This window comes from Pseudooceanicola nanhaiensis (genome assembly GCF_020171315.1).
In the GTDB taxonomy this organism is placed as follows: Bacteria; Pseudomonadota; Alphaproteobacteria; order Rhodobacterales; family Rhodobacteraceae; genus Pseudooceanicola; species Pseudooceanicola nanhaiensis_A.
Genome location: NZ_JAIUZP010000001.1, coordinates 659538 through 679869 on the forward strand (window position 1 = coordinate 659538; position 20332 = coordinate 679869).

At 65.9% G+C, this 20332-nt stretch carries 19 protein-coding genes; 8 read left to right on the plus strand and 11 right to left on the minus strand.

Annotation, left to right across the window (positions count from 1 at the left end):
- The first annotated feature begins 12 nt into the window (after window positions 1–12).
- The 4 genes from clpX to LCM32_RS03105 all read left to right on the plus strand — a co-directional run bounded on the left by clpX (window position 13) and on the right by LCM32_RS03105 (window position 2733).
- Window positions 13–1275 carry an ATP-dependent Clp protease ATP-binding subunit ClpX gene (clpX, locus tag LCM32_RS03090; RefSeq protein ID WP_224819580.1) on the plus strand — a complete coding sequence of 421 codons (1263 nt, stop codon included), beginning with the start codon at window positions 13–15 and terminating at the stop codon, window positions 1273–1275.
- A gap of 240 nt (window positions 1276–1515) precedes the next feature.
- Complete coding sequence (locus LCM32_RS03095; protein WP_224819581.1) at window positions 1516–1899, plus strand: NADH:ubiquinone oxidoreductase subunit NDUFA12; 384 nt, start codon at window positions 1516–1518, stop codon at window positions 1897–1899.
- A 10-nt stretch (window positions 1900–1909) separates the two neighbouring features.
- On the plus strand, window positions 1910–2362 hold the full coding sequence (mlaD, locus tag LCM32_RS03100; RefSeq protein WP_224819582.1) for an outer membrane lipid asymmetry maintenance protein MlaD: 453 nt from the start codon (window positions 1910–1912) through the stop codon (window positions 2360–2362).
- Window positions 2359–2733 (plus strand): DUF2155 domain-containing protein, encoded by a 375-nt coding sequence (locus LCM32_RS03105; protein WP_224819583.1) that lies wholly within the window; start codon window positions 2359–2361, stop codon window positions 2731–2733. Before mlaD ends, LCM32_RS03105 begins: the two co-directional genes overlap by 4 nt.
- On the opposite strand, the gene aat is transcribed toward LCM32_RS03105, so the two are convergent.
- The 10 genes from aat to LCM32_RS03155 all read right to left on the minus strand — a co-directional run bounded on the left by aat (window position 2697) and on the right by LCM32_RS03155 (window position 13951).
- Window positions 2697–3341, minus strand: coding sequence for a leucyl/phenylalanyl-tRNA--protein transferase (gene aat / locus LCM32_RS03110; protein ID WP_224819584.1), 645 nt, complete (start codon window positions 3339–3341; stop codon window positions 2697–2699). The genes LCM32_RS03105 and aat overlap by 37 nt on opposite strands.
- 120 nt (window positions 3342–3461) lie before the next feature.
- The gene (gene accC / locus LCM32_RS03115) at window positions 3462–4814 is read right to left on the minus strand and encodes an acetyl-CoA carboxylase biotin carboxylase subunit (RefSeq protein ID WP_224819585.1); all 1353 of its coding nucleotides are present in this window, start codon (window positions 4812–4814) and stop codon (window positions 3462–3464) included.
- Window positions 4815–4825: 11 nt separating this feature from the next.
- Window positions 4826–5323, minus strand: coding sequence for an acetyl-CoA carboxylase biotin carboxyl carrier protein (gene accB / locus LCM32_RS03120; RefSeq protein ID WP_224819586.1), 498 nt, complete (start codon window positions 5321–5323; stop codon window positions 4826–4828).
- A 211-nt stretch (window positions 5324–5534) separates the two neighbouring features.
- Window positions 5535–6320, minus strand: a complete 786-nt coding sequence (locus tag LCM32_RS03125) for a PRC-barrel domain-containing protein (RefSeq protein ID WP_224819587.1) — start codon at window positions 6318–6320, stop codon at window positions 5535–5537.
- Between the two features lie 289 nt (window positions 6321–6609).
- A complete protein-coding gene (gene acs / locus LCM32_RS03130; RefSeq protein ID WP_224819588.1) occupies window positions 6610–8556 on the minus strand; it encodes an acetate--CoA ligase in 1947 nt (648 codons plus the stop codon).
- An 82-nt stretch (window positions 8557–8638) separates the two neighbouring features.
- Complete coding sequence (locus tag LCM32_RS03135; RefSeq protein ID WP_224819589.1) at window positions 8639–9394, minus strand: ABC transporter ATP-binding protein; 756 nt, start codon at window positions 9392–9394, stop codon at window positions 8639–8641.
- Between the two features lie 59 nt (window positions 9395–9453).
- Entirely contained in the window at window positions 9454–10218 is a 765-nt protein-coding gene (locus LCM32_RS03140) for an ABC transporter ATP-binding protein (RefSeq protein ID WP_224819590.1), read from the minus strand.
- A 12-nt stretch (window positions 10219–10230) separates the two neighbouring features.
- Complete coding sequence (locus LCM32_RS03145; RefSeq protein WP_224819591.1) at window positions 10231–11433, minus strand: branched-chain amino acid ABC transporter permease; 1203 nt, start codon at window positions 11431–11433, stop codon at window positions 10231–10233.
- Between the two features lie 3 nt (window positions 11434–11436).
- Window positions 11437–12468, minus strand: a complete 1032-nt coding sequence (locus tag LCM32_RS03150; RefSeq protein ID WP_224819592.1) for a branched-chain amino acid ABC transporter permease — start codon at window positions 12466–12468, stop codon at window positions 11437–11439.
- Between the two features lie 136 nt (window positions 12469–12604).
- On the minus strand, window positions 12605–13951 hold the full coding sequence (locus LCM32_RS03155; protein ID WP_224819593.1) for a substrate-binding protein: 1347 nt from the start codon (window positions 13949–13951) through the stop codon (window positions 12605–12607).
- Window positions 13952–14161: 210 nt separating this feature from the next.
- Here LCM32_RS03155 and LCM32_RS03160 point away from each other — a divergent pair, with 210 nt between their 5' ends.
- Complete coding sequence (locus tag LCM32_RS03160; RefSeq protein WP_224819594.1) at window positions 14162–15481, plus strand: helix-turn-helix domain-containing protein; 1320 nt, start codon at window positions 14162–14164, stop codon at window positions 15479–15481.
- 48 nt (window positions 15482–15529) lie between these two features.
- On the opposite strand, the gene LCM32_RS03165 is transcribed toward LCM32_RS03160, so the two are convergent.
- Complete coding sequence (locus LCM32_RS03165) at window positions 15530–16441, minus strand: hypothetical protein (RefSeq protein ID WP_224819595.1); 912 nt, start codon at window positions 16439–16441, stop codon at window positions 15530–15532.
- A 347-nt stretch (window positions 16442–16788) separates the two neighbouring features.
- Between LCM32_RS03165 and LCM32_RS03170 the strand changes: the two genes are divergently transcribed.
- Genes LCM32_RS03170 through LCM32_RS03180 form a run of 3 tightly spaced genes read left to right on the plus strand, consistent with a single transcriptional unit; the run spans window position 16789 to window position 20317 of the window.
- Window positions 16789–17157 carry a response regulator transcription factor gene (locus tag LCM32_RS03170; RefSeq protein ID WP_224819596.1) on the plus strand — a complete coding sequence of 123 codons (369 nt, stop codon included), beginning with the start codon at window positions 16789–16791 and terminating at the stop codon, window positions 17155–17157.
- A gap of 10 nt (window positions 17158–17167) precedes the next feature.
- Complete coding sequence (locus tag LCM32_RS03175; protein WP_224819597.1) at window positions 17168–17635, plus strand: hypothetical protein; 468 nt, start codon at window positions 17168–17170, stop codon at window positions 17633–17635.
- Complete coding sequence (locus tag LCM32_RS03180) at window positions 17636–20317, plus strand: ATP-binding protein (protein ID WP_224819598.1); 2682 nt, start codon at window positions 17636–17638, stop codon at window positions 20315–20317.
- Window positions 20318–20332 lie beyond the last annotated feature (15 nt).

Sequence of the window (20332 nt, forward strand, 5' to 3'; positions counted from 1 at the left end):
AAGGTGCGCAAAATGGCGAACAATTCGGGTGGCGACAGCAAGAACACGCTCTACTGCAGCTTCTGCGGGAAGAGCCAGCACGAGGTGCGCAAGCTGATTGCAGGGCCGACCGTGTTCATTTGCGACGAATGCGTCGAACTCTGCATGGACATCATCCGCGAAGAGACCAAGGCCACCGGCCTGAAGAGCTCTGACGGCGTGCCGACCCCGCAGGAAATCTGCGGCGTGCTGGATGATTACGTCATCGGCCAGAAGATCGCCAAGCGCGTTCTCTCCGTGGCCGTGCACAACCACTACAAACGTCTGAACCACTCGTCCAAGGCGGGCGACATCGAACTGTCGAAGTCGAACATCCTGCTGATCGGCCCGACCGGCTGCGGCAAGACGCTGCTGGCGCAGACGCTGGCCCGTATCCTCGACGTGCCTTTCACCATGGCCGACGCCACCACGCTGACCGAAGCGGGCTACGTGGGCGAGGACGTGGAGAACATCATCCTGAAGCTGCTTCAGGCGAGCGAGTACAACGTCGAACGCGCGCAGCGCGGCATCGTCTACATCGACGAGGTCGACAAGATCACCCGCAAATCGGAAAACCCCTCGATCACCCGCGACGTCTCGGGCGAGGGCGTGCAGCAGGCGCTGCTGAAGCTGATGGAAGGCACTGTGGCCTCTGTCCCGCCGCAGGGCGGCCGGAAGCACCCGCAGCAGGAATTCCTGCAGGTGGACACGACCAATATCCTCTTCATCTGCGGCGGCGCCTTCGCCGGTCTCGACCGGATCATCGCGCAGCGCGGCAAGGGCTCGGCCATGGGCTTCGGCGCCGATGTGCGTGACAACGACGATCGCGGCGTGGGTGAACTCTTCAAGGAACTCGAACCCGAGGACCTGCTGAAATTCGGCCTGATCCCGGAATTCGTCGGCCGTCTGCCCGTGCTCGCCACGCTGGAAGACCTCGACGAGGACGCGCTGGTCACCATCCTGACCCAGCCGAAGAACGCACTGGTCAAGCAGTACCAGCGTCTCTTCGAACTGGAGGATACCCAGCTCACCTTCACCGAGGATGCGCTGCTGGCGATCGCGAAACGCGCCATCGCCCGCAAGACCGGCGCCCGCGGCCTGCGGTCGATTCTCGAGGACATCCTTCTCGACACGATGTTCGACCTGCCCGGCATGGAAGGCGTGGAGGAGGTCGTGGTGAACGAGGAGGCCGTGAATTCGGACGCGGCCCCGCTGATGATCTACGCCGACCCCAAGAAGGAAGGCGCAAGCGCCTGATCTCCGGATCGGACCAGACAGCAAGGCCGGGCCCCGCGCCCGGCCTTTCGCGTTTCTGAAGGCCCGTGCACACGCGCAGGCGCCGACAGGGACGCCCCCCGTCTTCATCTTTCCCCGAATACTCAATCCCCGGCGCGCCCCATGGCACAACCTTGCGAGGGCGCCCCCGCCACGTGTCAGGGGACTGGACCTTTGCCCCCTATTGCGCCATATCGGGAAGGAGATCGAAGGAGACATTCCATGGGTATTCTCAACAGCCTGCTGCGCGGCGTCACCTGGTGGAACGGGGCTACGCTGAACACGCTGCTCTACACCCGCCGGCACGGCACGAAGGTGGGCGAGGACGATCAGGGCAATGTCTTCTACCAGACCTCTGACGGCAAGCGCCGCTGGGTGATCTACAACGGCGAGGCCGAGGCCAGCCGCGTGAGCCCCGACTGGCATGGCTGGCTGCACCACACCTACGACGAGGTGCCCACCGACAAGCCGCTGAAGCACAAGGCCTGGGAAAAACCCCACCTCGAGAACCTCACCGGCACCGCGCTGGCCTATGCACCCGCCGGGTCGCTGCGCCGCACGGAGCCTGCGCCGCGCGCCGATTACGAGGCGTGGCAGCCGGAATAAGGCGAGCCTCATGTCCGAAAATACCACAGAAATCGTCGTTGGCGGGGTGGTCGTGGCGATCGCCGCGGGCTTCCTGTTCTACGCGGGCCAGATCGTCGGCCTTGCCGCGCCCTCGGGCAGCTACCCGCTGACCGCTTCCTTCCGCTCGGCCGAAGGGATCAGCACCGGCACCGATGTGCGCCTTGCCGGCGTCAAGGTCGGCACCGTGACAGGCATCGACCTCGATCCGCAGACCTTCCGCGCGGTCACAACCTTCTCGATGTCCAACGGCATCGAGGTGCCCGACGACAGCTCTGTCGTGGTCTCCTCCGAAGGGCTGCTTGGCGGCAACTTCGTCGAGATCCTGCCCGGCGCCTCGGCCTTCAACTATGCCGCGGGCGACGAGATCGTGGACACTCAGGGCTCCGTCAGCCTGATCTCGCTCCTGATGAAATTCGTGGCGGGTGGCGGGGGCGGCGAATGATCCGCGCCCTTCTCGTGGCAGCCCTCAGCCTGACGGCGCTGCCGCTTCAGGCCCAGCAGGTCCAGGAAGCCACCACCACCGGCACCGGCGCCATCCTGCGCGGCCTCGACAAGATCAACGGCAACGTGATCGACATCGACATCCAGAACGGTGGCGTGGCCCGTATGGGCGGCCTTGTCATCCGGATGCGCGAATGCCGCTACCCCGAAGGCAACCAGGCGGGCGACGCCTTCGCCTTCCTCACGGTGACCGAGCCGGAAAAGACCGACGACACGGTCTTCGAGGGCTGGATGATGGCCTCAGCCCCGGCGCTCAACGCCATGGACCACGCGCGCTACGACATCTGGGTCCTGCGCTGCAAAAGCTCCTGACCAGTCGCGGGGCCGGGCCCCGTGAACTTCGCCTCGTATGACAGCGCCTCGGCCAGCTGCCGCCGGTAGGCGGCGCGGCTGATCTCCACCGCGCCCAGGGAGGCGAGGTGGCTGGTCAGGAACTGCGTGTCGAACAGCCGGAAGCCCCCGGCGCGCAACCGGTCCACCAGCCACGCAAGCGCGATCTTCGAGGCGTCCCGGCGGCGGGAGAACATGCTCTCACCAAAGTAGGCCGCCCCCAGCACCACGCCATAGACCCCGCCGATCAGCTGGTCGTCGAGGTCATAGACCTCCAGCGAATGGGCGTGGCCCGCGTCGTGCAGCTGTTGGTAAAGCTCCGCGATCTCGGCGTTGATCCATGTCTCTGGCCGGTCGGCGCAGGCTTCGATCACGCCCGCGAAATCCGTGTCGATCCGCACGCGGTAATCGTCGCGCCGCAGGGTCCGGGCGAGGGAGCGGGAGATGTGGAAGCCGTCGAGCGGGAAGACCCCCCGCCGCTTGGGATCGACCCAGAAAATCTCGGGATCGTCGCGGCCCTCGGCCATGGGAAAGACGCCGGACTGGTATCCGTAGAGCAGAAGCTCCGGTGTCAGCGCGTCGGGGTCCATGGGGGTGTCACCTGCTCCTGTCCGGCCCAGCCTGCCACGGCACGGGGCTTGAGACGAGCGTGATAAGAGGGGAAGCGGGGCAGGGGGCGCCGGGGCGCCCCCGCCGGTGGCGGAAGGGGCTCAGTCTGCCTTGAAGGCAGCTTCGAGCCACTTTTCCAGCCAGTGAATGTTGTAGTTGCCCGTCTGGATGTCAGGCTCGCGCAGCAGCGCGTCGAAGAGCGGCACGGTGTTCTCCACGCCGTCCACGATCAACTCACCAAGCGCGCGGTGCAGGCGGGCGAGGGCCTCGGGCCGGTCGCGGCCGTGCACGATCAGCTTGCCGATGAGGCTGTCGTAATAGGGCGGGATCGAGTAGCCGTCGTAGAGCGCGCTGTCCATCCGCACGCCAAGGCCGCCGGGCGCATGGTAATGCGAGATCCGGCCCGGGCGGGGCGCGAAATCGGGCAGGCGTTCGGCGTTGATCCGCACTTCGATGGCGTGGCCGTTGATCGTCAGATCGTCCTGGCTGAAGGACAGCGGATAGCCCTCTGCCACGCGGATCTGCTCGCGCACGAGGTCCACGCCGAAGATCGCCTCGGTCACCGGGTGTTCCACCTGAAGACGGGTGTTCATCTCGATGAAGTAGAACTCGCCGTTCTCGTAGAGGAACTCGATCGTGCCGGCACCGGCGTAGTTGATCTTGGCCACCGCGTCCGAGCAGACCTTGCCGATGGCGGCGCGCTCTTCCGGGGTGATGATCGGGCCGGGGGCCTCTTCGAAGACCTTCTGGTGGCGCCGCTGGAGCGAACAGTCCCGCTCGCCCAGATGGACCGCCTTGCCCTTGCCGTCACCGAAGACCTGGATCTCGATGTGGCGCGGGGTTGTGAGGTACTTCTCGATATAGACTTCGTCGTTGCCGAAGGCCGCCTTGGCTTCCGAGCGCGCGGTGGAGAAGGCGCGTTCGATGTCCTTCTCGCTCTGCGCCACCTTCATGCCGCGACCACCGCCACCGGCGGTGGCCTTGATGATCACCGGATAGCCGATCTCGGCCCCGATCTGCTTGGCGGTGGCGACGTCGGGCACGCCCCCGTCCGAGCCGGGCACGCAGGGCACGCCGAGCGCCTTCATCGTGTCCTTGGCGGTGATCTTGTCGCCCATGATGCGGATGTGTTCCGCGGTGGGGCCGATGAAGGTGATGCCGTGATCCTCGAGGATCTGCACGAAGGCCGCGTTTTCCGACAGGAAACCATAGCCCGGGTGGATCGCCTGAGCGCCGGTCACTTCGCAGGCCGCGATGATCGAGGGGATGCGCAGGTAGCTGTCGGTCGAGGAGGGCGGGCCGATGCAGACGCTTTCGTCCGCCATCCGCACGTGCATCGCATCCGCATCGGCGGTGGAATGCACGGCGACGGTCTTGATGCCCATCTCGCGCGCGGCGCGGATGACGCGGAGCGCGATTTCGCCCCGGTTGGCAATAAGGATTTTATCGAACATGGGCACGGGCCTTATTCGATGATCATCAGGGGGGTGCCGAACTCCACCGCGCCGCCGTCTTCGACGAGGATGCGTTTCACCACGCCGGCCCGGGGGGCGGGGATGTGGTTCATGGTTTTCATGGCTTCGACGATCAGCAGGGTGTCGCCTTCATCCACCGTGGCGCCGACCTTGGCAAAGGCGGGCGCACCGGGTTCGGGCGCCAGATAGACGGTGCCGACCATGGGCGAGGTCACGGCGCCGGGGTGGCTGGCGGGGTCTTCCGCTTCGCTTGCTGCGGCGGCCGGTGCGGCGGCTGCTGCGGCGGGGGCGGCAGCAGGGGCCGGGGCCGCGACGGGGGCGGCATAGGTCACCGGGGCGGCTTCCATCTTGCGGCTGACGCGGACGTTCAGGCTGTCGTCCTCGCCGTAGTCGCGCTTGACCTGCAGTTCGGTCAGGTCGTTGTCGCGCAGCAGTTCGGCCAGCGCCTTGATGAAGGCCACATCCGCGTCATGCGTGTTATTGGTCATGGGTTCCTCGATCGCTACATCGGCGGCCAGTGCAGTTTGGCTCTTGCAGGTGGCCCTTGTTCACGTGCGCTTATAGGCGAAGCGATCCGCAGTGAAAAGAAGGCGGAAACGCATTCGTGAGTACCAACTCGCAGGGACAGGGATGCGAAATGGCCGCCCCGGTCTCCCGGAGCGGCCTTTCAGCTCTCTCGATTGCCCTGTGGGGCTGCGGTTACGAGCGACCGAAGGCGACGATCTCGCTGTCTTCGACAGCCTGAGCGGTCTCCTTGTCGTACTCGGCCATGCTCTTCAGCTGTTCCTCGGTGTAGCCGAAGGCGGTGACATTTTCACCTTCCACGTCGAGGTCGGTCAGCGGCAGGGCCACTTCGTGCTCGCCGAGGCCAAGGAAACCGCCGACACCGATCACGGCCATCACTTCGTTGTTCACGCGAATGAACTGGTCGATCTCGCCGATCTCCTCACCGGCCGAGCTCATCACCTCGGTGCCGACCATCGAACCGGCTTCCACTTCGACGGCATTGGCCATCTCGGTGCCCGGGGTCATCTCGGTGGTGTCCTCGGTCACGGCCAGATCGGTGGAGCTGTCCGCTTCGACGGCGGTGTCGTCCTCCATCGCGTTCTCGGCGCTCTGCTGCAGCTCCGAGGCTTCCTCGGCGATCTTGTCACCGGTGGCATCGGCCGCATCGGCCGTAGCTTCGGCACCGTTCTCGATGCTCTCGCCGGCGCTTTCCGCCATGTCGGTGGCGGCATCCGCACCGTCTTCGAGGGCTTCGCCCGTGGCGTCGATCGCGTTGCCGGTGGCATCGGCTGCCTTATCCATAAGGCTTTCGTCTTCCACCTCGGCAGCGGTCTGGTTCTGCAGCGTGACGCTGGTGTCGGAGCTGTCGGTGGACATCTCCGTCTCCGTGGTCACGTCAGCCGTTTGGGCGGCAACCGGGCCCGAAACAAGTGCAAGGGCGGCCGCACCGGAGAGCAGGATTGCTTTCACATTGGTCATGGTCGTACTCCTCATGGTTGTCATATCCATCTGGGCAGACAACACGCGCCCCACTGTCCGGTTCCGGCAATTATTTTCGGGTGTTTCGGGAACCGGCAGACCCTTGCCGGTCCATCCCGCGCAACAGGGCGTTAAGGAATCAGGCGTAAAACGCAGAGAGGGCCGGCGTGATGGCCGGCCCTGTACGTTGTCCTCGCGGACGTTGATGACGGAACGATCCCGGCTTGCCTCCTTGTCCGCAACACGCTGGCCTCCCTCTCGGCAGGGCGTGTTGCGGGGAGGCGCAGCCTCAGCGGTTCATGCGGTTGTCGATCAGGTCGTCGACCACCGCCGGGTCCGCCAGCGTGGAGGTGTCGCCAAGCGCGCCGAAGTCGTTTTCGGCGATCTTGCGCAGGATGCGGCGCATGATTTTGCCCGAACGCGTCTTGGGCAGGCCGGGGGCCCACTGGATCAGGTCGGGCTTGGCGATCGGGCCGATCTCGGTCCGGACCCAGGTTTCGAGCTCCTTGCGCAGCTCGTCCGACGGATCGACCCCGTTCATCAAGGTGACATAGGCATAGATGCCCTGACCCTTGATGGCGTGGGGGTAGCCGACCACGGCGCTCTCCGCGACCTTGGAGTGGGCGACGAGGGCGGATTCGACCTCGGCCGTCCCCATCCGGTGGCCGGAGACGTTGATCACGTCATCCACGCGCCCGGTGATCCAGTAGTAGCCATCCGCATCGCGGCGGCAGCCGTCACCGGAGAAGTAGTAGCCCTTGTAGTCCGAGAAGTAGGTCTTCTCGAACCGCTCGTGGTCGCCCCAGACCGTGCGCATCTGCGCCGGCCAGCTGTCCTTGAGGCAGAGCACGCCCTCGCATTCCGTCTCCTCGATCTCGGTGCCGGAATGGGCGTCCAGGACCACCGGCTGCACGCCGAAGAAGGGCGTCGTGGCAGAGCCGGGCTTGGCCGCGGTCGCGCCGGGCAGGGGGGTCAGCAGGTGACCGCCGGTTTCCGTCTGCCACCAGGTGTCGACGATGGGGCATTTGCCCTTGCCGACCACGTCGTTGTACCAGTTCCAGGCTTCCGGGTTGATCGGCTCGCCCACGGTGCCCAGCACCTTGAGGCTGCTCAGGTCGTATTTCTCGACCCACTCGGTCCCCTGGCCCATCAGCGCGCGGATCGCGGTGGGGGCGGTGTAGAACTGGTTCACCGAATGCTTCTCGCAGACGGCCCAGAACCGGCCCGCATCGGGGTAGGTGGGCACGCCCTCGAACATCAGCGTGGTGGCGCCATTGGCCAGCGGGCCATAGACGATGTAGCTGTGGCCGGTGACCCAGCCCACGTCCGCGGTGCACCAGTAGACGTCGCCGTCGTGGTAGTCGAAGACCAGTTCATGGGTCATCGCGGCATAGACGAGGTAGCCGCCGGTGGTGTGCACGACGCCCTTGGGCTGCCCGGTGGAGCCGGAGGTGTAGAGGATGAAGAGCGGGTCTTCCGCGTCCATCTCCACCGGCGCGCAATAGTCGTCGGCCTCGAGCGCGAGTTCGTTGTAATCGTGGTCGCGGCCCTCGATCCAGGTGGTCTGGCCGCCGGTGCGGCGCACCATCAGCACCTTCACCGTGTCCTTGCAGTGCAGCAGGGCGGCGTCGGTGTTGGATTTCAGCGGGGTCTGGCGACCGCCACGCGGGGCATAGTCGGCAGTGATGACGACCTTGGCGTCACAGCCGTTGATCCGCGCGCCAAGCGCATCGGGCGAGAAGCCGGCGAAGACGATGGAGTGAATGGCGCCGATGCGCGTGCAGGCCAGCATGGCATAGGCGGCCTCGGGGATCATCGGCAGGTAGATCACCACCCGGTCGCCCTTGCGCACGCCCATGTCGCTGAGGATGTTGGCCATCCGGCAGACGCGGCGGTGCAGGTCGCGGTAGGTGATCGACTGGGCCTGTTCGGCCGGATCGTCGGGCTCGAAGATGATCGCGGCCTGGTTGCCGCGCTTGGCGAGGTGCCGGTCGATGCAATTCGCGGACACGTTCAGCGTGCCGTCCTCGAACCACTTGATCGAGACTTCGCCGAGGGTGAAGTTGGTGTCCTTCACCTTGGTAAAGGGCTTCATCCAGTCGATCCGCTGCGCCTGGTCAGCCCAGAAGCCCTCGGGGTCCGCGATCGAGGCCTTGTACATCTCGGCGTATTTCGCCGCATCGATGTGGGCATTCGCCGCAAATTCCGCACTGGGAGGATAGGTCTGGTCCGTCATGTTGACTTTGCCTTCACTTGGGTTTCGAACATTGGTGTGACCCCGCGAGGCGCCCGTCCTGCGGGCCCCGCGCGGGAATTCTTCAGATGGCGAGGTATTCGGCCCGCAGTTCCTCGTTGCCCAGCACCTCTGCCGCGGTGCCGTCGAAGACGATGGAGCCGGTGTCGAGGATCACCGCGCGGTCGGCCAGTTCCAGCGCGCGCACGGCGTTCTGCTCGACGATGATCGTGGTGATGCCCTGTTCCTTGATGATCCGCAGCGTGCGCTCGATCTCATCGACGATGACAGGGGCGAGGCCCTCGTAGGGTTCGTCCAGCAGCAGCACCTTGATGTCGCGCGACAGGGCCCGGGCGATGGCCAGCATCTGCTGTTCGCCGCCCGAGAGGGTCACGCCCTCCTGCTTGCGGCGTTCGCCGAGGCGCGGGAAGAGGTCATAGAGCCGGTCGATCGACCAGCCGATGGGCGGGGCGATCTGGGCCAGCTGCAGGTTTTCCTCCACCGTCAGGCCGGGAATGATGCAGCGATCCTCGGGCACCAGCCCGATGCCGGATTGTGCGGCCTGCCAGCTGGACATCGTGTGCAGCGGTGCGTGATCCAGCCAGATCTCGCCCCGGGTGACGGCGGGGCTGTCCATCCGCGCGATGGCCCTGAGGGTCGAGGTCTTGCCCGCCCCGTTACGTCCCAGCAGGGCGAGGATCTCGCCCTCGTGCACGTTGAAGCTGACGTTCTGGACGATGTAGCTCTCGCCGTAATAGGCCTCGACGTTCCAGACCGACAGGAACGCGGGCGCGGTCATCGCGTGACTGATGCCCTTCGAGAAGTCCGGTTTGACGTTCATGTTCTCTCCTCCACGGACGGCGGCAGGCGGGTCTGTCCCACCTGGCCGCGTCCTCCTCCTCAGGCCGCGGCGGCCGTTTCGCCCAGGTACGCTTCGCGGACCTTGGGGTGTCCCTTGATGTTGGCCGGAATGTCCTCCACCAGCGGCGTCCCCTGCGCGAGGACAGTAATCCTCTCCGCGAGGGAAAACACAACATGCATGTCATGTTCAATAATTGCGATGGTGATATCCCGCTCGTCCTTGATCTGCTTCAGCAGGTCGATGGTGTTGTTGGTGTCGGCCCGCGCCATGCCGGCTGTCGGCTCGTCCAGCAGCAGCAGGCGCGGCTCCTGCGCGAGGCACATGCCGATCTCGAGGCGTCGCTTGTCGCCGCGCGACATCGAGGCGGCATGCATGTTGCGCTTGTCGGCCATCCGCATGTCCACCAGCATCTGCTCAGCCCGTTCGAGGATGTCGCGCTGCCGGGCCACCCCGGCAAGCGCGTTCATCTCGAAGGCCCCGTCGCGCTTGGCGAAACAGGGGATCATCATGTTCTCCATCACCGTCAGATCGCCGAAGATCTCGGGCGTCTGGAACACGCGGGAGATGCCCATCTGGTTGATCTCGTAGGGCGTGCGGCCCAGCACCGACTGGCCGTCAAACATGACCGATCCGGTGTCCGGGATCAGCTTGCCGACGAGGCAGTTCAGCAAGGTGGACTTGCCCGCGCCGTTCGGCCCGATGATGGCATGGACCGAGTTCTCGGCCACGCTGAGGTTGACGTTCGACAGCGCCTTCAGCCCGCCGAAGCTCTTGTTGACGTTCTTGACTTCAAGGATGCCCATGAGCGTCTCTCCTTACTCGGCAGGGTGGGATTGGGTGGCGCCGTCCTGTGGTTCTGTGGACTTGCGGCGGAAGAGCTTTGCGATGCGCTGCCCCCCTTCGACGAGGCCACCGGGCAGGAAGGTCACGACCAGCATGAAGAGCAGGCCCAGCGTCAGGTGCCAGCCGGGGCCGACGAAATGCTCGACCACCCAGACCGCGCCGTTCTCCACCCCGTCGGGCAGGAAGGAGAACCACTGGTGCAGGACGCCCTCGTTGATCTTCGAGAAGATGTTCTCGAAGTACTTGATGAAGCCCGCGCCCAGAACCGGCCCGATCAGCGTGCCGGCACCGCCGAGGATGGTCATCAGAACCACCTCGCCCGAGGCCGTCCACTGCATCCGCTCGGCGCCTGCCAGCGGGTCCATCGAGGCCATCAGCCCCCCGGCCAGACCGGCATACATGCCCGAGATGACGAAGGCCGCAAGCGCGTAGGGCTTGGTGTTGAGGCCGGTGTAGTTCATCCGGGTACGGTTCGACTTGATCGCCCGCAGCATCAGCCCGAAGGGCGAGCGGAAGATGCGGATCGCGAGGTAGAAGGCCAGCAGCAGCACCGCACCGCAGAAGTAGTAGCCGGTGTTGAACTGGAAGAGCCATGCGCCCGCGTCGAGCGTGAAGGTGGAGCGCATCTCCATCCCGAAGAGCGAGGTGACGGGAATGCCGCCATCCGCCGTGGCCGAGACGCCGAGGATGCGCGGATCGTCCAGCGTCAACTGCAGCCCGGTCTCGCCGTTGGTGATCGGGGTGAGCACCGAATAGGCGAGGTTGAAGGACATCTGCGCAAAGGCCAGCGTCAGGATCGAGAAGTAGATCCCCGTCCGCCGCAGCGAGACGAAGCCGATCACCAGCGCGAAGACGCCTGAGACGAGCACCGCCAGAAGGATCGCGGGGATCACGTTCATGCTGAGCAGCTTGAACATCCACACGGCCGAGTAGGAACCCACGCCGAGGAAGGCCGCATGGCCGAAGGAGAGGTATCCGGTCAGGCCGAAGAGGATGTTGAAGCCGATGGCGAAGATCCCGAAGATCACGAACCGCTGCATCAGGTCGGGGTAGCCCGCGTTGAACTGCGCCATGGCGCTGTCGGCGGGGAAGGGGTTGAGGATGAACGGCGCCAGGAGAACCATGGCCGCCACGATCAGCAGCAGGGTGCTGTCTTTCTTGTTGAGACCGAGCATGGCTTAGTCCTCCATCACGCCCTTGCGGCCCATCAGGCCACGGGGACGGGTCAGCAGAATGACGATGGCGACGACGTAGATGATGATCTGGTCGATGCCGGGCAGGATCGACTTGATCTGGTTCATCGAGGCGAAGCTCTCGAGCACGCCCAGCAGGAAGCCTGCCGCGACGGCGCCCGGAAGCGAGCCCATGCCGCCCACCACGACCACGACGAAGCTCAGGACGAGGAAGTCCATGCCCATGTGGTAATTCGGCGAGTTGATCGGCGCGTACATCACCCCCGCAAGCCCGGCCACGGCGGCGGCCAGCCCGAACATGATGGTGAAACGCTTGTCGATGTTGATCCCCAGCAGGCCCACCGTCTCGCGGTCCGCCATGCCGGCACGGACGACCATGCCGAAGGTGGTGAACTGCAGGAAGGCAAAGACACCGCCGATGATCAGCGCCGCGAAGGCGAAGTAGACGAGCCGCCAGTAGGGGTAGATGATCACGTTCGGATCGAAGCCCAGCAGGACGCCGAAGTCGAGCGAGCCGCGGAAGGCGTCAGGCGCGGGCGTCTGGATCGGGTTCGCGCCGTAGTAGTGCTTGATCAGCTCCTGCATGACGATGGCGAGGCCGAAGGTCACGAGGATCTGGTCCGCATGGGGGCGCTTGTAGAAATGCTTGATCAGCCCGCGTTCCATGGCGAAGCCGATGCCGATCATGATCGGGATCGAGAAGAGGATCGACAGCGGCACCGCCCAGTCGATCAGCGAGGCACCCACCTCCGGGCCGAACCAGTCGACGAGGTAGGGCGTCTTCACCTTCAGCGGATTGCCGAGGAAGTCGGTCCGGGTCGGATCGACGGTCTCGAAGCTCAGCGAAAACAGCTTGTTGAGGGTGACAGCACAGAAGGCGCCGATCATGAACAGCGCCCCGTGGGCAAAGTTCACGACACCCAGCGTGCCGAAGATCAGCGTCAGACCAAGGGCGATCAGCGCATAGGCGGAACCCTTGTCGAGGCCGTTCAGGATTTGAAGGATGATGGCGTCCATTGTCTCTCTCTCGGGGAAAGACGGGGGTGCGCCGTGACGCACCCGACCGCGATGTCAGTCCCGGCCAGAGCCCGCGGGCAGGGCCGGAGAGGTGGGGCGCGCCGGGATCCGGGCGCGCCCCGTGAGGCGGTGGCGATCAGGCGCCGGGGTTGCACGTCCCGAGCGCACCACCCGCGAACATCGGGTGATCCGGGGCGTATTCCACCTGCGCACGCGGGGTGACCTCGACCACTTCCAGAAGGTCGAATTCCGAGGTCGGGTTCTCTTTCCCGCGCACCACGAGGACGTCCTTGAAGCACTGGTGGTCTTCGGCACGGTAGAGCGTCGGGCCGTTGCCGAGGCCGTCGAACTCGTAGCCTTCCAGGGCCTCTGCGATGGCGCAGGGGTTGAAGCTGCCCGCGCGCTGGGCGGCATCGGCATAGAGCAGCGTCTGCACGTAGCAGGTGTGGGCGGCCTGCGACGGCGGGAAGCCGTACTTGGTGCCGAAGGACTTCACGAAGGCCTTGGTGCCCTCATCCGGGAGCGACCAGTGCCAGTTGGTGGAGCCGAGGATGCCCTTGATGTTCTCGCCCGCACCGCGTGCCATCAGGCGCGAGAACAGCGGAACCACGATCTCGAAGTTCTTGCCGTTGGCCATCTTCTCGCGCAGGCCGAACTGCACGGCGTTGGTCAGCGAGTTGACCATGTTGCCGCCGTAGTGGTTCAGGATCAGCACGTCTGCGCCCGAGTTCAGCACCGGCGCGATGTAGGACGAGAAGTCCGTCTGGGCCAGCGGGGTCTTGACGGTGTTCACCGTCTCCCAGCCAAGCGCCTCGGTCGCCGCGACGATGGATTCCTCCTGCGTCCAGCCCCAGGTGTAGTCGGCGGTCAGGTGGTAGGCCTTGCGGTCGGTGCCGTATTGCGCCGCCAGCACCGGCGCCAGCGCCGCGCCCGACATGTAGGCGTTGAAGAAGTGGCGGAAGCCGTTCGCCTTCTTGTCCTTGCCGGTGGTGTCGTTCGAGTGGGTCAGCCCCGCCATGAAGATCACGCCGGCCTCCTGGCAGAGGCCCTGCACCGCGACGGCCACGCCCGAGGACGAGCCGCCGGTGATCATGATGGCGCCGTCCTTCTCGATCATCGACTTGGCCGAGGCACGCGCGGCGTCAGACTTGGTCTGGGTGTCGCCGGTGACGTATTCCACCTTCTTGCCAAGGATGCCGTTGCCCTCCAGCGCCTTCGAGCTGAAGGTCTGCAGCATGCCGCCGTCGCCTTCGCCGTTCAGGTGCTCGACCGCCAGCTGGTAGGCGCGCAGTTCATCCGCGCCTTCATCCGCATAGGGGCCGGTCTGGGGCACGTTGAAGCCCAGCGTCACGGACGAGCCCATCGGCTCGTTCATGTAGCCGGCCCAGGCCGCCCCGGTGAACAGCGTCGGAACCGCCAGCGAGGCGCCGACACCGGCCCCCGTCTTGAGCACGCCACGGCGAGTCAGGTTGTTCTTCGTCATTGATTTCCTCCCTTGGGTTTTGGGCGCGCCTCCTCCGCGCGCCCGTGCACTCTCGTGCAAAATGATTATGGCAAGGCGAAAGAAAATATCGCAACAACTGCTTTGTTTGGTTCGATTTTTTTGTAAACAAATGAACAGTATGCTGTAGAATTCCGTAAAGGTTCTTATTCGGCGGCGCAGAAACGCGTTGAAAGGGCAGGGAAATCACCCATGGCGAGAACGACGCTTACAGGAAGCCGCATCCGGGAACGCCGGATCATGCGGGGCATGCGGCAGGCTGAACTGGCGCGGCAGGCCGGGATTTCGGCCAGCTACCTCAACCTGATCGAACACAATCGCCGCAGAATCGGCGGGAAACTGCTGCTCGACATCGCCGCCGCGCTGGAGGTGGAGCCGTCCCACCTGAGCGAAGGCGCCGAGGCCGCGTTGATCGCGACCCTGCGGGAGGCGGCGGCCGAGCGCCCCGTGGCCGGTGCCGAACTGGACAGGATCGAGGAATTCGCGGGCCGCTTCCCCGGTTGGGCGCAGCTGATTGCCGGGGGCTACAGGCGGCTGGCGGCGATGGAGCAGGAGGTCGAGGCGCTGACCGACCGGCTGTCGCACGACCCGCATCTGGCCGCCTCGCTGCACGAGGTGCTCTCGACCGTCACGGCGATCCGCTCCACCGCCTCGATCCTCGTGGATACGCCCGAGTTGGAGCCAGACTGGCAGGACCGTTTTCACCGCAACATCTCCGAGGACAGTCGCCGTCTGGCCGAGGGCGCGCAGCGGCTGGTGGCGGAACTGGATGCCGGTGACACCCGCGAGACGGCTCAGAGCGTCCCGCAGGAGGAGGTCGAGGCCTATCTGACGGCGCAGGGGTTCCACTTCCCGGCGCTGGAGCCGGGCGGCGGCGGCGACCCCGCGCGTCTGGTGGCGGAGGCGGAGGAGCTGACCAGCAGCACCGCCCGGGCCATGGCGCAGGTGCTGCTGGAGCGCTACGCCGAGGATGCCCGGCATCTGCCCGCGACGCGCCTGTTGCCGGAGTTGCCGAAAAATCCCGAGACGCTGAACCCCGCCGCGCTTGCCGATGCCTTCGGAACGGATACCGCCCGCGTGTTGCGCCGGCTGGCCAGCCTGCCTCCGGGGGAGGGGACGCTGGACAAGGTGGGGCTGGTGATCTGCGACGGGTCTGGCACGCTGACCTTCCGCCGCCCGCTGGAGGGCTTCCCGCTGCCGCGCTTCGGCACGGCCTGCCCGCTCTGGCCGCTGTTCCAAAGCCTCAGCCGTCCGATGATGCCCATGCGCCGCCCTGTCCGACTGGCCGGGCGCAGCGAAGGGGCCTTCCTGACCTATGCCGTGGCGCAGCCCAAGGGCGCGCCGCGCCTGAACCGGGAACCGCTCTTCGAGGCGCATATGCTGATCCTGCCCCGGGTGCCGGGCCCGAACGAGGCGGAAGAGGCACCGCGGGTGGGGGTCACCTGCCGGATCTGCCCGCGCAGCGACTGCCCCGGCCGGCGCGAACCCTCCCTAATGGGAGACGCCGCCTGACATGGGTCAGGCGGCGTCTGGAAATCCGGGCAAGAAGAGCAGGGCGCGTCAGAAGGAGGTTGGCTGGGCCGTCCCGTTGTCGAAGTCGATCTTCCACGAGCTACGGCTATCAAAGCAATGGGCGCCGCCGCCGTTGCTGAGCATGAAGCTGTCGCAGCCTTCGGCATTGGCCTCGGTCAGCGCCTTGACCGCCACGCCCCAGCGGGGGTCGCTCGACGACAGCGGCTGCAATTGGCCGTTCTGATAGATGCTGTAGGCCTGCGTGCCCCAGCCGATTTCCGAGCTGTCCGAGGCCCAGATCAGGCGGGTGCCGTGCTGGCCGTCGGTGTGGAAGATGAAATAGCGGCTGCGGTCGGCCCCGTCCTCGTTGCTGGGCAGCATGTAGAGCATGTAGGCGCCGGTCTTGCGGTAATCCACGCCGGACTGCGTCTCGAGGATGTTGGCCTGGTGGTGATAGCCGTGCGGCGTGTACTCTGGCACCATGGCGAGCGGCACCAGCTGGCAGCTGAACTCGGTCGCGAATTCGTCGAGCTTGGTCCCGTTGGTTTCCGAGACCACCATGCGGAAGGGCTGGTCCTGCCGCACGAGGCCGCAGGTCTCGGCCGAGGCGCGGGCCTGCCAGAGCCGCCCGCGGTCGAGCGGCCAGAGCATCGCGCAGGAGCCGACGGCGGTGCCGTCGATGGTTTTCATCGGGTCACAGGTATCCGTCGGCTTCTTGGGCCGGATATAGGGCTGGATCGAGGCCAGCGAGCTGGAATCCATCGGCACGATGGTCCCGTCGATCAGGGCCACCTGCCGGACATGTTGCATCGTCGTGAACGCCCAATGCGCGGCAATGCCGAGGGCAAGGCCCGCCAGCAGGACGATACGCAGCGACAGTTTGCCGGCCCGAGGCGCGCTTTCCTGCGCGGCTTTGGCCTGCTTATCAAACTGAGCAAGGAACTCTTTGTTCGACAGCATGTTCGTAGGTCTCTCTTCTTATTTTTCCCGGGGGAGTGCTCGGATTGGGGAGTGCTCTATGGGAAACATTCTATTTACGATTGAGTGAAGAGAAGGGCTGCAATCAGGCTCTTTTGAGGCATGTTTCACATCGTGGACCATCTGGTGGGCCACCTCGCGGGCCAGCGTGTCGCACGAAGTGGTCGGGGAGACGGCGCATCCCCGCGGAGGCGCGTCCCCCGCGCGCGGTAAAGATTGGTAAAGAAAATGCCTTTCGCCGCGCAATCTTTGACACTCCGCGCGCGACAGGCGATATTCCGTCAGATAATAAGAACATGATATGACACGCTCATTAGGGGGAGGGCCGGATGAGCAAAAATGTTCTCGTGATCGAGGATGAGCCCAATATCATCGAGGCGATCGGGTTCATCCTGTCGCGCGATGGCTGGCGGGTTGCGACGCATTCGAACGGGGAGGACGCCGTGGAAGCGGTGCGGAGCCGGATGCCGGATCTCGTTATTCTGGACGTGATGCTGCCGGGGCGGTCGGGCTATGACATCCTGCGCGACCTGCGCGGGGCAGAGGCCACGGCGGGGCTGCCGGTGCTGATGCTGACGGCGCGCGGCCAGAACCGCGACCGCGAGATGGCCGAGGCCGCGGGCGCCAGCCGTTTCATGACCAAGCCGTTTTCCAACTCCGAGGTGCTGGCCGCCGTGAACCAGCTGATCGGCGCCTGAGGACCCTGCCATGAGCAGTCGCCAGACCGTCTTTCTCGAACGCCAGAGCTATCGGCTGCGGCGGCGCGGGGATGCGATGCGGCTGCTGCCGGTGCTGGGGATCATCCTGATGATGTTTCCCCTGCTCTGGACCGAAGGCCCCGAGGGCATGCCGGTCAGCCGGGCGATGATGTATATCTTCGGGGTCTGGGCCGGGCTCGCCGTGACGGCGGGCCTGTTGTCGCGCGGTCAGGCCGGGGCGCGCAGTGCGGCGCTGCCGGCGGACGGGATACTGGCCGGGATGTCCAAGGCGCCGCTGCCGCCCGAGATGCGCGACCTGCTGCCCGAGGACGGCCCCCATGGCGGGGTCGATCTGGGCGGTGCGGGCATCGACACGCCCGGCCAGCGCAATGACCACGGCGAGGCGGCGGCCGAGGCGGGCCAAAGGAAGAGGGCAGGGGAGAACCCGACGTCCGGCCCCGGGGCGGACCGGCGCTAGATGGCTTCGCTCAATCTCCTGCTGTCGGTCTCGCTCGTCTACGTGGCGTTGCTGTTCCTCGTGGCCTTCGCGGCAGAGCGCGCCGCGCTCAGGGGGCGCGTCGGCTGGCTGCGCTCGCCGATGGTCTACACGCTGTCGCTCTCGATCTATTGCACCGCATGGACCTTCTACGGCGCCGTGGGCTACGCCGCGCGCTCAGGGCTGGAATACCTGACGATCTACGTCGGGCCGTCTCTGGCGATGATCGGCTGGCTCTGGGCCGTGCGGAAGATGGTGCGCATCGGGCGCAGCCAGAAAATCACCTCGGTCGCGGACCTGATCTCGTCGCGCTATGGCAAATCGACCCGGCTGGCGGTCTTCGTCACGATCATGGCGGTGGTCGGCACCACGCCCTACATCGCGCTGCAACTGCAATCGGTCACGCTGTCCTTTGCCGCCTTCGCCGCGATGGACCCAAAGGCCACGCTGCCCGGCGGCAGCAGCACCGCGCTCTGGGTGGCGGCGGGGCTGGCCTTCTTCACCGTTCTCTTCGGCACCCGGAACCTCGATGCGAACGAACGCCACCACGGGGTCGTGATGGCTATCGCGGTGGAGGCGGTGGTGAAACTCTGCGCCCTCGTTGCCGTGGGGGTCTTTGTCGTCTGGGGCCTCGGCGGCGGGCTGTCCGAGACGCTGGCCCGGATCGACGCCTCGCCCATCGGCCGGTGGGAGATGGTGAACGGACGCTGGGCCGGTCTCATCTTCCTCTCCGCCGCTGCCTTCCTCTGCCTGCCGCGGATGTTCCAGGTGCTGGTGGTCGAGAACGAGGACGAGCGCCACCTGCAGACCGCCACATGGGCCTTCCCGGCCTACCTGATGGTGATGAGCCTCTTCGTGGTGCCGATTGCCGTCATGGGCCTCGACCTGCTGCCGGAAGGCTCCAACCCCGACCTTTTCGTGCTGACCCTGCCGCTGCATGACGGGCGCACCGGGCTGGCCATGCTCTCCTTCATCGGCGGCTTCTCCTCGGCCACCTCGATGGTGATCGTGGCCTCCATCGCGCTCTCGACCATGGTGTCGAACCATATCGTGATGCCGATCTGGCTGCGGGTCACCGGGGGCGGGGCCGTAGTCTCGGGCGATGTGCGCCACGTTGTGATGCTGGCGCGCCGGGTCTCGATCGTGGGTGTCGTCCTGCTGGGCTATATCTACTACCGCGTCTCGGGCGGGGGCGAGGCGCTGGCCGCCATCGGGCTGATCTCCTTCTCGGGGGTTGCGCAGTTCCTGCCCGCGCTCGCCGGGGGCATCTTCTGGCGCGGGGCCACGCGTAATGGCGCCATGACGGGGCTGATCGTGGGTTCCGCCCTCTGGACGTGGTGCCTCTTCCTGCCGGGCTTCGGGGACGGGGTCGTGATCCCCGTCCATGTGCTGGAGAGCGGGCCCTTCGGCCTTGTCTGGCTGCGCCCCGAGGCGCTCTTCGGGATCGAGGGGATCGACCCGCTGGTGCATGGCGCGCTCTGGTCGCTGTTCTTCAACACGGTCTGCTTCGTCACCGTGTCGCTGATGGGCTTCCCCACCCCGGTGGAACGCCTGCAGGGCGCGCAGTTCGTCAACGTCTACCAGTATTCCGAAAGCCCGGGCCGCGGCACCGCAGGGCCGGTCCAGACCGAGGACCTGCTGATGATGTCGCAGCGCATCCTTGGCCCGGCGCAGGCGCAGGCGCTGTTCCTGCGCGAGGCACAGGCGCAGGGGCTGGCGGGCTATTTGCCGGACCCGACGCCGGGCTTCCTGCAGGCGCTGGAGCGGGAACTGGCGGGCTCGGTCGGGGCGGCCACGGCCCACGCGATGGTGGGCCAGCTGACCGGCGGCGCCGTCGTCTCGGTCGAGGACCTGATGGCTGTGGCGGATGAAACCGCGCAGATCATGGAATATTCCAGCCAGCTTGAAGCCAAGTCGCAGGAACTCTCCCGCACCGCCCGCCAACTGCGCGCCGCAAACGACAAGCTGACCCAGCTGTCGCTGCAGAAGGACGCCTTCCTCAGCCAGATCAGCCACGAACTGCGCACGCCCATGACCTCGATCCGCGCGTTTTCCGAGATCCTGCGCGATGCCGACGGGCTCAGCTCCGCGCAGCGGCTGAAATATTCCTCGATCATCCATGACGAGGCGGTCCGGCTGACCCGGCTGCTGGACGACCTGCTGGACCTCTCGGTGCTGGAGAACGGCCAGATCAACTTGAACCTGACCGAAGGCCGTCTCTCCAGCCTGATCGACCACGCGATCTCCGCCACCGGCGGCGCGGCGGACCGGCTGCGCATCCGGCGCAACCGCGTGGCCGAGAGCCTGCTGCTCACCACCGACCGCGACCGGCTGGGGCAGGTCTTCATCAACCTGATCGCCAATGCGGCCAAGTATTGCGACGCCGAGCGCCCTGAACTTGCGATCCATGTCCGGCAGCGCGGCGGTACGCTGATCGTCGATTTCATCGACAACGGCACCGGCATCGAGACCGACCAGCAGGCGGTGATCTTCGAGAAATTCGCCCGTATCGGCGAGCAGAAGGCGGGCGGGGCGGGGCTTGGCCTCGCGATCTGCCGCGAGATCATGCAGCGGCTCGGCGGGACCATCGGCTATCTGCCGGGGCAGGGCGGGGCCGCCTTCCGGGTGACGCTGCCGCTGGCCCGCGCCATGGCGGCGCAATAGGCAGGTAAAGCCAAT

Excerpts from the sequence above, each read along its gene's own strand:
- clpX (WP_224819580.1), top strand. The coding sequence starts at position 13 with ATGGCGAACAATTCGGGTGGCGACAGCAAGAACACGCTCTACTGCAGC.
- LCM32_RS03095 (WP_224819581.1), top strand. The coding sequence starts at position 1,516 with ATGGGTATTCTCAACAGCCTGCTGCGCGGCGTCACCTGGTGGAACGGG.
- mlaD (WP_224819582.1), top strand. The coding sequence starts at position 1,910 with ATGTCCGAAAATACCACAGAAATCGTCGTTGGCGGGGTGGTCGTGGCG.
- LCM32_RS03105 (WP_224819583.1), top strand. The coding sequence starts at position 2,359 with ATGATCCGCGCCCTTCTCGTGGCAGCCCTCAGCCTGACGGCGCTGCCG.
- aat (WP_224819584.1), bottom strand. The coding sequence starts at position 3,341 with ATGGACCCCGACGCGCTGACACCGGAGCTTCTGCTCTACGGATACCAG.
- accC (WP_224819585.1), bottom strand. The coding sequence starts at position 4,814 with ATGTTCGATAAAATCCTTATTGCCAACCGGGGCGAAATCGCGCTCCGC.
- accB (WP_224819586.1), bottom strand. The coding sequence starts at position 5,323 with ATGACCAATAACACGCATGACGCGGATGTGGCCTTCATCAAGGCGCTG.
- LCM32_RS03125 (WP_224819587.1), bottom strand. The coding sequence starts at position 6,320 with ATGACCAATGTGAAAGCAATCCTGCTCTCCGGTGCGGCCGCCCTTGCA.
- acs (WP_224819588.1), bottom strand. The coding sequence starts at position 8,556 with ATGACGGACCAGACCTATCCTCCCAGTGCGGAATTTGCGGCGAATGCC.
- LCM32_RS03135 (WP_224819589.1), bottom strand. The coding sequence starts at position 9,394 with ATGAACGTCAAACCGGACTTCTCGAAGGGCATCAGTCACGCGATGACC.
- LCM32_RS03140 (WP_224819590.1), bottom strand. The coding sequence starts at position 10,218 with ATGGGCATCCTTGAAGTCAAGAACGTCAACAAGAGCTTCGGCGGGCTG.
- LCM32_RS03145 (WP_224819591.1), bottom strand. The coding sequence starts at position 11,433 with ATGCTCGGTCTCAACAAGAAAGACAGCACCCTGCTGCTGATCGTGGCG.
- LCM32_RS03150 (WP_224819592.1), bottom strand. The coding sequence starts at position 12,468 with ATGGACGCCATCATCCTTCAAATCCTGAACGGCCTCGACAAGGGTTCC.
- LCM32_RS03155 (WP_224819593.1), bottom strand. The coding sequence starts at position 13,951 with ATGACGAAGAACAACCTGACTCGCCGTGGCGTGCTCAAGACGGGGGCC.
- LCM32_RS03160 (WP_224819594.1), top strand. The coding sequence starts at position 14,162 with ATGGCGAGAACGACGCTTACAGGAAGCCGCATCCGGGAACGCCGGATC.
- LCM32_RS03165 (WP_224819595.1), bottom strand. The coding sequence starts at position 16,441 with ATGCTGTCGAACAAAGAGTTCCTTGCTCAGTTTGATAAGCAGGCCAAA.
- LCM32_RS03170 (WP_224819596.1), top strand. The coding sequence starts at position 16,789 with ATGAGCAAAAATGTTCTCGTGATCGAGGATGAGCCCAATATCATCGAG.
- LCM32_RS03175 (WP_224819597.1), top strand. The coding sequence starts at position 17,168 with ATGAGCAGTCGCCAGACCGTCTTTCTCGAACGCCAGAGCTATCGGCTG.
- LCM32_RS03180 (WP_224819598.1), top strand. The coding sequence starts at position 17,636 with ATGGCTTCGCTCAATCTCCTGCTGTCGGTCTCGCTCGTCTACGTGGCG.